Below are 11,408 nucleotides of genomic sequence, written 5' to 3' on the forward strand. Positions count from 1 at the left end.
CCACAGCGGCCGGTCCCAGTGGATATCGGGCCGCGATGCGGCGAGCTGGTGCAGACGTGCCCGTTCGGCCGGCAGCGCGATGTATCCCCACACGCCCGTCGGCAGCGGACCTTGGGATCCAGCGTCTCGTGCGTCCACGATCGGGGCAAGGCCTGTCCGCTCAGGCCCCGCGCGCTGAGGCCCGTGCGCTGAAGGCCCGCGCACTGTGCGTGCGAGACGGCGACCGGCTACGGTTCGGGAACCGTCAGCAGCCATGAGGCAGGGGGAGGAACGTGCGGGAGCTCGGTCCGTCTGAGGGAAGACTGCTTCGTGCGTGGTCGCAGGGTGTGGGGGGCGATCGGCGCGCGACGTCGGTGCCCGAGGTTCTGGAGCGGTGCCTGGCAGTGCAGGCACAGGATATGAGGGCGGCGGCCCTTGGACTCAGGGCGCGCGGCTCCGGGCTGACCGAGGCCGACGTGTACCTGGCGCTCGGCCCCGCGCGAAGTGTGGTGCGGGGCTGGTTCATGCGGGGCACGCTGTACCTGGTCCCGGCCCGTGACGCGGGCTGGCTCCGTGAACTGCTCGCTCCGCGGCTGTTGCGCCGCAGTGAGCGCCGGTACCGCGAGCTGGGGCTCGGGCCGGCTGAGCTGGCCCTTGGGGAGCGCGTGATCACCGAGGCTCTTGCGGACGGCCCCCTGACCCGGGATGAACTCGCGGCGCGGATGACCGAAGCGGGCCTCCACGCCTCCGGGCAGGTCCCCTTCCATCTCGTCCGCCGGTCCGCTCTGCTCGGTACCGCCTGTTTCGGTCCGGTCCAGGAGGACGGCTCCGCCACCTATGTGCTCGCGAAGGACTGGCTGCCCGACTCGGCCGGACCTTCCGGTACGGACGCGGTCAGAGAGCTGCTGCGCAGATACCTGGCGGCGCACGGGCCGGCGACGGTGGCCGACTTCGCCACCTGGCCGGGGCTCGGGCTGCCCGCCGTCCGCTCGGAGTGGAAGGATCTGCTCGGGGCGGGTTTGACCGAACCGTGCCGTGTCGAAGGCCAGGACGAGTACGCGCTGCCGGCCGGTGCACCGTCCGGCCTGGAGCCGACAGACGATGTCCGGTTGCTGCCGGCCTACGACAACTACCTGGTGGGATTCGCCGATCGCCGGCTGTCCGTCGAGCCCGAGCACGCCCGTATGGTCTGGCCGGGCGGCGGTCGGATCGGCCCCACCGTGGTGGTGGACGGGCTGGTCCGCGGAGTATGGCGCCGTGACCGGACACGTGCCGTCGTCCTGGACCTGTTCGACGGCGCTCCGGCAGACGCCGGCGGGAAGGCCCCGAACGTGGAGGCCCTGAACGCGGAGGCCCTCGACGCCGAGATCCGCGACATCTCGCGCTTTCTCGCTGCATAACCTCGGGCTAACCACCCCCTTCTACGGTCTCGGGAGATGTGCCGAGTCCAAGGAGAACAGGTGGCGATTATCCCTGCCCCGGGGTCACTCGCGCGGTCACCGGAACGGGCTCGGCTGCTGAAGGCGCTCGCGGAGCGCCGGTCGGGATGGCCCGGCATTCCGCGGCGGCACCCGGCCGGGCCGCTCGTCACCGCCTCGTACGCGCAGGCCGGGCTGTGGATGGTCGCTGAGCTGGAGCAGGGCGCTTCGGCGTACACCGTGCCGCTGCCCGTGTCGCTCCGCGGCCCCCTCGACACCGACGCACTCCAGGTGCTCGTGGCTGAGGATCACCGCGCCCGGCAGCGGCATCGTCGCGACGTCGATGTGTCGGGGCGGCCATATCGGGAACTCAAGGTCCCCGGCGTCGAAGGCTTCGGCGAGGATCGGATCGAGCAGTACCGTGGACAGACCCTCGGTGATGTGCCAGGTCTGGTGGCCTAGGAACGTCAGCTCCAGCCCGGTGTGTACCTTGTGACGCCTCACATGGGGATTGCGGGGTTCGCGTGCGGTCGCCGCAGGTCCATAACACGGGCCCTGGTGGCGGCTCAGTAAGGTTCCATTCGTTTCGTGATCTTCATCTCATTGCACCTCGGGGTGGGAAGACAGTTGCCACCGGTTGAGCCGTGCGGGTGGAGTCGATCTCCGTGACGCCGAATTCACCCACTTCGGCGCCCGGATGCCCGGCCCGGCCCCTCGGTCCGAGCGGTGTATACCAGCCACCTGCCACGCTTGCCCGGACGGCCGGTATGTCGTTCTAAAAGCTGATGGTGCGTCAGATTCCGCTTCTGGTCCGGGCGCTGTGCTGCGGTGTCTGTGCCGAGGACGCGCGGAGCACTCCGACGCGAACCAGAAATACTCCTGTAGTCGTCTGTTCTCTCTCGGACACTACGGTCCGGTTGCCAGTCGTCCCCCGGTTGGTGTCTCATCTGTTCTCGGTCCTGGATCAGACGTGGGCTCCGTCCTGGGAGACGCACGATCGATTCCGCCTGCCGTGGTGCCGTTGGGGGGTGAACGCGCGCTCGTCTGCCGTCTCGACGGCGTGTTCTGTGTTCGGATTCGGGGCTCCCGGCGCGGCCGTGTCGCGAGCTGTGCTTGTTGGTCGGAAAGCTGTCGTTGGTGCGTCCTGACCCTGCGGGCGTGGGTTTCACGCTCGCAGGGTGGTTTGAAGCAATCACTGTCACGGATCAGCGCATCGGACCGGAGCGATAGACCACGAACCCGCGTTCTCGGCCCGCTCCGAGTCCCGTTCCTCGGCCCCTGGTCGCCCGGTGACCCCGGGCGTCCGGGACTGTCACGCATGGACACCGAAGGAAGGATTCGAGAGATGCACGAGCACCCAGAACTTTTCGCCGGCCACATCGGCCGAGACTGCGCAACACTCTGCGGGCGTGTCTGCCAGATGTGCGTCGAGAGGCTGCGGGAGGAGCTGCTCACTCTGCTCGGTCTGTACCGCGAGAGCGACCACGCCCTGACCCCGAGGCCAGCCCGGATGCGGGAACGGGTGAGCGGGAGCAGATCCGTCGGCATGGTGCTCGACGAACGGACCGTGGAGATGCGCACGGAGGCCGCGGACGTGCTGGCGTCGTGGGCGCGGCTGGTCGTCGAGGAGCGCGGGGCGAAGGGGCTGCAGGGCTGCGACGTCGGGTCGCTGGTGTCGTTCCTCCGCGACGAGGTGGACTGGATCGCCGGGCACCCCGCGGCCGTCTCGTTCGACGAGGAGGTGCGCCAGTTACTCCAGCGACTCGGCGCCCTGTTCGGTCCTGCCCCGGTGCGTGGGTTCCCGCTCGGGGCGTGCGTGGAGCTCGAGTGCACGGGCACGATCCTGGCCATGGTGGACGGAGCCGGCGGGTCGGCCGCGACGCCCGACCATGTCTCGTGCGACGCCGGGCACACGTTGCCGCCGCACCAGTGGTTGACAGTGGCCGGTCAGCTGGCGAGGTGGTCGGAGTGACGACCCCGAGACGCAGGACGGTCTCGACCGAGCTGGCCGCCCTGGCCATGGGCGTCAGCGAGGCCACGATCCGCAAGTGGGCCTCCCGAGGCAAGATCACCCGCTACGGAAGGAGGCAGCGGGCCGAGTACGATCTCGACGAACTGCTCGCGCTGAGGGAGCGCGGAGCGCCGCTCTCCACCCGTGGACGGCAGGCATCGGGCATATGACGTCTACGGGGGTCGAGCGCGGGCGACCGACCGCGTGCACGCCGCTGAGCTGCGGCGATGGCCCTGTGCCGGGCGATGGACGGAGAGCGGAACCCGTACAACATAAGTGGGTTGACGATTCAGAAGGTTGAGTGTCACACTTCTTCCGGCGGCTCCATGCTCTGATTCCATGATCGTCCCGCGATCGGTCGAATCGGGCGTTACGGCGGCCCGAGCTCTCACCAGAATCCGTGTCCGGCCCTGTGCCGGACGCGGATTTCTTTTTGTCTGCAGCCGACAGAGGAAGTGTGGTTGATGTCTGTTTCTCCCAGTACGCTCGCCGGACAGTGGGCGGGTACGGTCACGCACGACGGCGAGGTTGACGATTACACCGTCACCTTCCAGGAGGACGGCTCGCTCGTCGTCGTCACGCAGAAGAGCACGGGCGCCGGCTCCTGGACGCTGACCGGCGACGAGACATTTGAGTTCTTCCTGCGGGAGGACTTCAACACCGACGTCGCCCAGATCAGCCCCACCGGGTTCCGGGCCGCCTACATCAAGATAGACATCAAGGCCCGGCTCGCCGGTGACGGCAAGTTCACCGGCAAGGGCAAGGCGGTCGTGCACGGCACCGACGACACGGTGATCTACTCGACGGACGCCGAGACCGACGCGCACCGGGTACCGTGACCGGGTCCGTGGGACCCGAACTCGGTGAACTCGCCGCCGAAGTGGCGCGGTTGTCCGACATCGCGGCCCTGAACAACCTGATCGACCGCTACCTGGCGGGCCTGGACGAAGGGCTCGCCGAAGGCAGCTTTGGCTTTGACGAGGCGTGGGCGGCGTCCCTGTTCACCGAGGACGTGGAGCTCCTTTTCCCGGTGGGCAGCCACCAGGGCCTGGCCGGGGCCGATGGCTTCCTGCGGGAGATCATGGAGCGCTGGAGTCGTACGCATCACCACGGTTCCCTCGCCTCCGTCGAGCCGGACGGCGACCGTGCCGCGATCAGCTGGAGCCTGATCGCTTCGCACGTGCACTTCGGCTCACCCGCGCCGCCGCAGCCCTCCGCGTACTTCCAGATCGGCGGCCGGTTCACCGGCGTCGCGCGGCGTACGGCGGACGGCTGGCGCTTCGCGCGTCTGCGGCTCCGGATCGTGTGGAGCACCGGCTCGCCGCCCGGCGGAGTGACCGAGGTCGACGCCCGGACCCTTGAGGCCCTCGATCCCCTCCACTGACGCCTTGCAGCCAATCAACTCCCTCACCTGACACAGGAGGAACCGCCATGCCCACCACACTCACGCCCGAACAGCAGCGCGAAGTCATCGAGAAGGTCTTCCATGAGGGTCTGGACCTCGGGGACCTCACGGCCGCGGACCGCTACCTCACCGCGGACTTCCGCAACCACGGCAGCCACGACGACTCCATGCGGGGTCCGGAGGCCTTCAAGCACACGATCCGCATCCAGCAGTCCGCGTTCAGCGAGATCAAGTACGAAATCCTCGACTTCATCTCGCAGGGCGACCGGGCCGCGATCCGCTGGGTGATGCACGGCAAGCACACGGGCCCCTTCATCGGCATCCAGCCGACAGGGCTCCAGGTCCAGCACCAGGCCATGATCTGGTTCCGCTTCGAGGGCGACAAGATCGCCGAGCGTTGGGGGATCGTGGACAACTTCACCCTGGAACGCTTCCTGAAGTCCGGTGGAAAGCCGACCGGCCCGCTCACCCCCAAAGCCGGGCCGGGGCAAGCGGCGCGACCGGGCGCCTGACAGAGCGTCAACGTGATGACGGGCGGCTCCGGTCGGGGCTGCCCGTCATCACGTAGCTGGGAACCGGCACCCGTAACGGCAGAGATGAAGGAGGCAGTTGTGCCGATCAACAGACGCGTGGCCCGCTTCAACAAGGCGGTCGCCAACCACTTCGTGGGCCCTGTCCTGAGCCGGATGCCCGGCTTCGGCAAGGTGCACCACCGCGGCCGCAGGTCGGGCCGCGCTTTCACCACCCCGGTCAAGCTGTTCCGCCGGGGCGAGAACATCGTTATCACCCTGCCGTACGGTCCGGGATCCGACTGGGTCAAGAACGTCCAGGCCGCCGGTGGCTGCGAGATTACCACGCGGGGCCGCCGGATCAAGGTCACCGACCCGGTGGTCTTCACGGACGACGGTTCGACGAAGATGCCCGCGCTGACCCGGCGGATTCTCTCCCGGGTCGACGCGACCCAGTTCCTCTCCCTCACTCCTGTCGCCGCGCGGTCCGCGGCCACGGGCTGAGGGGCGCCCCGTGGACTTCCCGGTGGAGCCCGTCAAGGTCGTGGTCGTGGTCGCCTCGGTGCGCAGCGGCAGGCTGGCGCCGGACGTGGCCGGCTGGCTCACCGCGGTGGCCGGGCTCCGGGACGACCTGGTCCTGGACGTCGTCGACGTGGCGGACCACGAGCTGCCCGGCAGCCTCGACGCGCAGGATCCGGTGGCGGTTGCCCTGAGGCCCCGGCTGGCCTCCGCCGAGGCGTTCGTCGTGATTGTTCCGGAGTACAACCGTAGCGTTCCCGGCCCCGTCAAGACGCTCATCGACAGCTTCCAGACAGAGTGGGAGGCCAAGCCCGTCGGCTTCGTGAGCTACGGGCTGTCCCTGGTGGGCGGGGTGCGCGCGGTGGAGCATCTGCGGCAGATCTTCGCCGAGTTCCACGCGGTCGGGATGAAGGACGCGGTGATCTTCCCGCGGATTCTCGAACACTACGACGCCCAGGGGCGTTTCCCGGCCGAGCCCGAAGGCGCCGAAGCCGCCGCCAAGCTCATGCTCGACCAGCTGCTCTGGTGGGCTCGGGCCCTGCGAGACGCCAAGCGCGCACGTCCGTACGGATCCTGACAGCCCATCACTTCTGCTTGGAGAACCGATGGCCATGGCCGCCGCGAGTGATCCTCTGCCCGATCTTCTGATCGCCATCCCGGTGGTGATCCTGCTCTGCAAAGTGGGTGCGCGAGCCGTCCGCGGCGCCGGCCAGCCACCGGTGGTCGGCGAGATAGTCGTCGGCCTCCTGCTTGGCCCCTCGTTCCTGGGGTGGCTGTGGCCCGAAGCGCAGGCGTGGCTGTTCCCGCCGTCCTCCCTCTCCTATCTGGGGCTGCTCGGCAACCTGGGACTGCTCATCTTCATGTTCCTCGTCGGGCAGGAACTCCAACTGGACTCGCTCCGTGCCCAGAGCGGGACCGCGGCGCTGGTGAGCATGGTGAGCGTCGCCCTGCCGCTGGGGCTCGGCACGCTCCTGGCCCTCGGTATGTACGGGTCCTTCGCTCCCGAGGGCGTGGACCGGCTGCCGTTCGTCCTGTTCGTCGCGGTGGCCATGAGCATCACGGCCTTCCCAGTGATGGCCCGGATCCTGGCGGACCGGGGGATGTACCGGACGCGGGTGGGCGTGCTGGCGCTGGCGTGCGCCGCGTTCGACGACGTGACCGCCTGGTGCCTGCTGGCGGCCGTGGTCGCCGTGTCGACTGCCGGCTCCCCAATGGAGGCGGTCACGACCGCGCTGCTCGCGGTCGCCTTCGCCCTCTTCATGGTCGGTGTCCTGCGGCCGGTGCTGGCACGCCTGACCGCCCGCGCCGAGCGGACGTCCACCGACAGCCTGGTCCTGGTCCTGCTCTTCAGCGGCCTGTGCCTGAGCGCCCTGGCCACGGACCTGATCGGGGTGCATGCCCTGTTCGGGGCGTTCGTCTTCGGTGCGGTCACGCCGCGCGGCAGCCGGGTCATCGAGTACCAGGCGGCACGGCTGAGGGCGTTCGCCGTTCCCGTACTGCTTCCGCTGTTCTTCGTCACCACCGGTCTGCGGGCGGATGTGTCGCTGCTCGCCGCGGACCCGGTGCAGTGGCTCTGGGCCGGGGCGGTCCTGGCGGTGGCCGTGCTGGCGAAGTGGGGCGGCGGAACCGGCGCGGCCCGGCTCTCCGGCCAGTCCTGGCGGGACGCGATGTCGATCGGCGCGCTGATGAACTGCCGCGGGCTGACCGAGCTGATCGTGCTGAACGTCGGGCTCGGCCTCGGGGTGATCGGCCCGGACCTGTTCACGATCCTCGTGCTGATGGCGCTGATCACCACTGCCGCGACCTCGCCCGCGCTCAACCGGATCCGCAAGGGGATGCCGGAGGAGGCGCCGGAGGTGGAGCGACGGCCCGCCGACGAGCCGGTGGAGGCCGCCCGGCAGCCGGACGGAACCCCGGACGCCGTGGGCGCCCGGACCGGGGGAGGAAGCCCGACGCCCAAGAGTGCTTGGATCTCTGATGGTTCTCAAGTTGATAGTTAAGTAGGTTGACGATACTCTTCTCGCGCCGGACACGTGCAGGGAGAGGGAAGAGATGATGGGCGACTTCAAGAACCTCGACATGACGATGATGTTCGCTATCCACGATGCGCTCCGCCGCGAACTGGAGCGCATCGCACGGATCACCTCCCGGGTGGACGAGGACCCGCGGCACGTGCTGAGCACCGCGGTCGGCTGGGAGCTGTTCAAGAAGTTCCTCACGGCCCACCACACCTCCGAGGACCTCACCGTGTGGCCAGTGATGTACAAGGCGCTGGCCGGGCGTGACTCCGAGACCGCCCTCCTCGACGCGATGGAGGCCGAACACGCCGTAATCGACCCGCTGTTGACGGACATCGACGCGGCCCTGGCCGACCGTGACACGGGCGCCGAACGCCTCGGCGGCCTCGTCGACACGCTCTTCACCGACCTCAATGCCCACCTGGACCACGAGGAGCGGGAGGCGCTCGCGCTCATGGACCTGACCATGAGTCCGGAGCAGTGGACGGCGTTCAGTGTCGAACAGAAGGACCGGATCGGGAGCGACGCCAACCGCTACCTCCCCTGGCTCCTGGACGACATCGACGCCGCCCGGGTTGCCGCCATCCTCGGCAAGCTCCCGCCTCCCCTGCGTGCCGCCTACGAGACCGAGTGGCGTGCCGCCTACGCGGACCTGGACATCTGGGCCGTCAAGGACGCCGCAGGACGCTGAACCCGTCCCCCGGGCCGGCCCGTCCCGCTCCTCCGGCCGGGAGCGGCCGGATCCACCTCCCCCAATCACCTCTGGAGACGTTCATGTCTATGCAGGACAGAACCGAAGCCGCTCCACCGGGCGCCGTCGCGTCCTCGGGCGCCACCGCACCGGCCCCTGCCGGCGACCGGCTCGGCCTCGCGCTCGCGGTCATCGCGGCCGCCCAGCTCATGCTGGTCCTCGACAACACGATCGTGGCCGTCGCCCTGCCGAGCATGCAGAGCTCGCTGGGCCTCTCCGACGCCAACCTCGGCTGGGTCATCACCGCCTACGCCCTGGCCTTCGGCGGGCTGCTGCTGGCCGGTGGCCGGGCAGGCGACCTCTTCGGCCGCCGCCGGGTGTTCCGTACCGGACTCGTGATCTTCAGCCTCGCCTCGCTGCTCGGCGGCCTCGCGGGCAGCGGCGAAGTGCTGATCACCGCCCGTGTCTTCCAGGGCGTCGGCGCCGCGATCGCGGCACCCACCGCGCTCTCCCTGCTGGCCTCCACCTTCCCGGCAGGACCGGCCCGCAACAAGGCGCTCGGCGTGTACGGGGCGATGGGCGGGCTCGGCTCGGTCGTCGGCCTGCTCCTCGGCGGCGCGCTGACCGAATTCTTCAGCTGGCGCTGGGTCATGTACATCAACATCCCGATCGCCATCGCGGTGCTGATCGGCACCGGCGTCCTCAAGGAGGGCGAGCGCGACCGCGGCAAGGTCGACGTGCCCGGCGCGCTGACCGCGACCTTCGGGTTCGGCTCCCTCGTCTACGGCATCAACCGGGCGGGCGAGAAGGGCCTCGGCGACGGGGTCACCCTGATCGGCCTGGCCGCAGCGGTCGTGCTGATCGTCGCCTTCATCGTCATCCAGCGCTCCAGCCGCGCACCGATGGTGCCGGGCGCCGTCCTGGCCGACAAGAGCCGCGCCGGAGCCAACGCGGTCATGTTCCTGGTCGGTGCGGGCATGCTCGCCACCTTCTACTTCCTGACCCTCTACATGCAGGTCGTCAAGGGATACGAGCCGATGATCACCGGCCTCGCCTACCTCCCGTTCGCCATCGGGATCGGCATCGCGGCCGGCGGTGTCGGACCGCAGTTGCTGGCCAAGGCACCCGAGCGCTCGGTCATCTCCGTCGGACTGGTCATCGGCATCGCCGGCATGGTCTGGCTCAGCTTCCTGGAGCCCGGCCAGAACGCCTTCGCCGTCCTGCTGCCCGCCCAGCTGGTCTGCGGCTTCGGCCTCGGCCTGGTCTTCGTCACCGTCACCGTCATCAGCGTCCGCGGTGTCTCCCCGGAGGACACCGGGATCGCGGCGGGTCTGATCAACACCAGCCAGCAGATCGGTGGCGCGGTCGGCCTCGCCATCCTGGCCGCGACCGCCTCGGTCATCACCGAGGCCAGGCTCCCCGGCGACCGGTCCGAAGCGCTCACCACCGGCTACTCCTACGGGCTCCTCATCGGCGGCGGCATCTACCTGATCGCCCTGATCGTGACCCTGGGCACCATCAAGGCCACGGCACCGCAGGCTCAGCCGCAGCCCCAGTAGCGGACCGGCGGCGGCTCGCTTCCGCGGGCCGCCGCCGGTTCTTTCCGACCCCGCCCGGGCCCCTCCCCCCTCCGGGCGGGGTCCGGTGCGCGAGCGCCCCCGCGCCATGACGTACGGCAGGCCCCGGCGGGCGGTGGTCCGGTGATCCGGGCCCCGTCCGGCCGGGATTGTCCGCCGTATACTCGGTTACCCGGTTCCGAAGGGGAGATGACGATGGTGCGAGGCGAGCCCGACGCGACGCGAGGTCCCGTTTCGGAGACCGAGGCCACAGCCGAAGTCCCCGGCGTCCTCCCGGAAGCGCTCACCGGATTCATCGGCTACCTTCTGCGCCGGGTCTTCGCCCAGTTCGCCACCTTCGCGGACGGTCCGGAGGACGGCTCCCGGGACATCCTCGTCCTGGACGCACTGACCGGCGGTGACTGGGTCTCCCAGCTCGACCTGGCCGAGCGCCTCGGCATCAACCGGACCATCATGGTCGGCGTCATCGACCGCCTGGAGGGCCGGGGCCAGGTGCTCCGCACCCGTAACCCGGACAACCGCCGCCAGTACATCCTCTCCCTGACCGACGAGGGCCGCTCCACCGTGGAGGTGGGCCGCCGCGCGGTCGCTGAGCGAGACGCGCGGCTCACCGCCGCCCTCAGCCCCGAGCAGGTCATCCGCCTCAACACCCTGCTCGCGCGGCTGCTCCCGCAGGGCACCCAGAACCTCGTGCAGGGCACCGAGCACCTCGTCGAGCAGGCCCACCACCGGCTGCGCCGACTGGGCGACGAGAAGCTGGGCGGGACGGGCCTGCGGGTGCGCCACTACGGGCCGCTGTCCATCCTCGCCATCTCCGGACCCTGTCCGCAGCAGCGGCTCGCCCAGGAGCTGGCCATCACCGGGCCCGCGACCTCGCAGCTGGTGGACGAGCTCGTCGACGGCGGGATGGTCCACCGCGGGCGCGACCCACACGACCGGCGCCGGCACGCCCTGGAGCTCACCGAGTTCGGGCACACCCAGCTGAAGGCGGTCGCGGAGGCCGTGGACCTGCTCGCCGCGGACGTCGCGGAGCTGCTTGGCCCCGGCGGCGAGGACGAGCTGAGGGCCCTGCTCGTCCAGCTCCTCGAACCCGCCCATCCCGGTGTCGCCGAAGCAGCCGGAAGACGTGACTGAGCCCCGGTAACCTGCTTTTTTCCAGCGGGGGTTGACCGTCCGCACAATTCCTGTCACGCTTTGTTCAGCGGTTCACTCGTACCCTTTTTCAGGCTCCTCCCGAAGGCCATTCCAAGCCATAGGAAGGGCCTGTTTTTTTGTGCCCTC

Annotated in this window: 13 protein-coding genes; all 13 read left to right on the plus strand. The window is 69.5% G+C overall.

What is annotated here, in order from left to right:
• The first annotated feature begins 272 nt into the window (after positions 1-272).
• The 13 genes from OG306_RS32155 to OG306_RS32215 all read left to right on the plus strand — a co-directional run bounded on the left by OG306_RS32155 (position 273) and on the right by OG306_RS32215 (position 11,261).
• The gene (locus OG306_RS32155; RefSeq protein ID WP_371665938.1) at positions 273-1,379 is read left to right on the plus strand and encodes a winged helix DNA-binding domain-containing protein; all 1,107 of its coding nucleotides are present in this window, start codon (positions 273-275) and stop codon (positions 1,377-1,379) included.
• Positions 1,380-1,439: 60 nt separating this feature from the next.
• The gene (locus OG306_RS32160) at positions 1,440-1,859 is read left to right on the plus strand and encodes a hypothetical protein (RefSeq protein WP_266749681.1); all 420 of its coding nucleotides are present in this window, start codon (positions 1,440-1,442) and stop codon (positions 1,857-1,859) included.
• A gap of 883 nt (positions 1,860-2,742) precedes the next feature.
• A complete protein-coding gene (locus tag OG306_RS32165) occupies positions 2,743-3,369 on the plus strand; it encodes an OvmZ protein (protein ID WP_371665939.1) in 627 nt (208 codons plus the stop codon).
• Positions 3,366-3,578, plus strand: coding sequence for a transcriptional regulator (locus OG306_RS32170; RefSeq protein ID WP_266749684.1), 213 nt, complete (start codon positions 3,366-3,368; stop codon positions 3,576-3,578). Before OG306_RS32165 ends, OG306_RS32170 begins: the two co-directional genes overlap by 4 nt.
• A 294-nt stretch (positions 3,579-3,872) precedes the next feature.
• Positions 3,873-4,247, plus strand: a complete 375-nt coding sequence (locus OG306_RS32175) for a dehydrogenase (RefSeq protein WP_266749685.1) — start codon at positions 3,873-3,875, stop codon at positions 4,245-4,247.
• Positions 4,248-4,255: 8 nt separating this feature from the next.
• Complete coding sequence (locus OG306_RS32180; RefSeq protein ID WP_266749687.1) at positions 4,256-4,792, plus strand: nuclear transport factor 2 family protein; 537 nt, start codon at positions 4,256-4,258, stop codon at positions 4,790-4,792.
• Positions 4,793-4,839: 47 nt separating this feature from the next.
• Positions 4,840-5,325 carry an ester cyclase gene (locus tag OG306_RS32185; protein WP_266749688.1) on the plus strand — a complete coding sequence of 162 codons (486 nt, stop codon included), beginning with the start codon at positions 4,840-4,842 and terminating at the stop codon, positions 5,323-5,325.
• Positions 5,326-5,424: 99 nt separating this feature from the next.
• A complete protein-coding gene (locus OG306_RS32190; RefSeq protein ID WP_266749690.1) occupies positions 5,425-5,826 on the plus strand; it encodes a nitroreductase family deazaflavin-dependent oxidoreductase in 402 nt (133 codons plus the stop codon).
• Positions 5,827-5,836: 10 nt separating this feature from the next.
• Entirely contained in the window at positions 5,837-6,418 is a 582-nt protein-coding gene (locus tag OG306_RS32195) for an NADPH-dependent FMN reductase (protein WP_266749691.1), read from the plus strand.
• 34 nt (positions 6,419-6,452) lie between these two features.
• The gene (locus OG306_RS32200) at positions 6,453-7,841 is read left to right on the plus strand and encodes a cation:proton antiporter (protein ID WP_371666287.1); all 1,389 of its coding nucleotides are present in this window, start codon (positions 6,453-6,455) and stop codon (positions 7,839-7,841) included.
• Between the two features lie 55 nt (positions 7,842-7,896).
• The gene (locus OG306_RS32205; RefSeq protein WP_371666288.1) at positions 7,897-8,550 is read left to right on the plus strand and encodes a hemerythrin domain-containing protein; all 654 of its coding nucleotides are present in this window, start codon (positions 7,897-7,899) and stop codon (positions 8,548-8,550) included.
• A gap of 83 nt (positions 8,551-8,633) precedes the next feature.
• The gene (locus OG306_RS32210; protein WP_266749693.1) at positions 8,634-10,109 is read left to right on the plus strand and encodes an MFS transporter; all 1,476 of its coding nucleotides are present in this window, start codon (positions 8,634-8,636) and stop codon (positions 10,107-10,109) included.
• A gap of 207 nt (positions 10,110-10,316) precedes the next feature.
• Entirely contained in the window at positions 10,317-11,261 is a 945-nt protein-coding gene (locus OG306_RS32215) for a MarR family winged helix-turn-helix transcriptional regulator (RefSeq protein ID WP_323183979.1), read from the plus strand.
• The last annotated feature ends 147 nt before the right edge of the window (positions 11,262-11,408 follow it).

It is taken from the genome of Streptomyces sp. NBC_01241 (assembly GCF_041435435.1).
GTDB lineage: Bacteria > Actinomycetota > Actinomycetes > Streptomycetales > Streptomycetaceae > Streptomyces.

Bases quoted from the DNA above. Each gene is read 5' to 3' on its own strand.
- OG306_RS32165 (WP_371665939.1), top strand. From the start codon at position 2,743: ATGCACGAGCACCCAGAACTTTTCGCCGGCCACATCGGCCGAGACTGC.
- OG306_RS32175 (WP_266749685.1), top strand. From the start codon at position 3,873: ATGTCTGTTTCTCCCAGTACGCTCGCCGGACAGTGGGCGGGTACGGTC.
- OG306_RS32185 (WP_266749688.1), top strand. From the start codon at position 4,840: ATGCCCACCACACTCACGCCCGAACAGCAGCGCGAAGTCATCGAGAAG.
- OG306_RS32200 (WP_371666287.1), top strand. From the start codon at position 6,453: ATGGCCGCCGCGAGTGATCCTCTGCCCGATCTTCTGATCGCCATCCCG.
- OG306_RS32205 (WP_371666288.1), top strand. From the start codon at position 7,897: ATGGGCGACTTCAAGAACCTCGACATGACGATGATGTTCGCTATCCAC.
- OG306_RS32210 (WP_266749693.1), top strand. From the start codon at position 8,634: ATGTCTATGCAGGACAGAACCGAAGCCGCTCCACCGGGCGCCGTCGCG.
- OG306_RS32215 (WP_323183979.1), top strand. From the start codon at position 10,317: ATGACGATGGTGCGAGGCGAGCCCGACGCGACGCGAGGTCCCGTTTCG.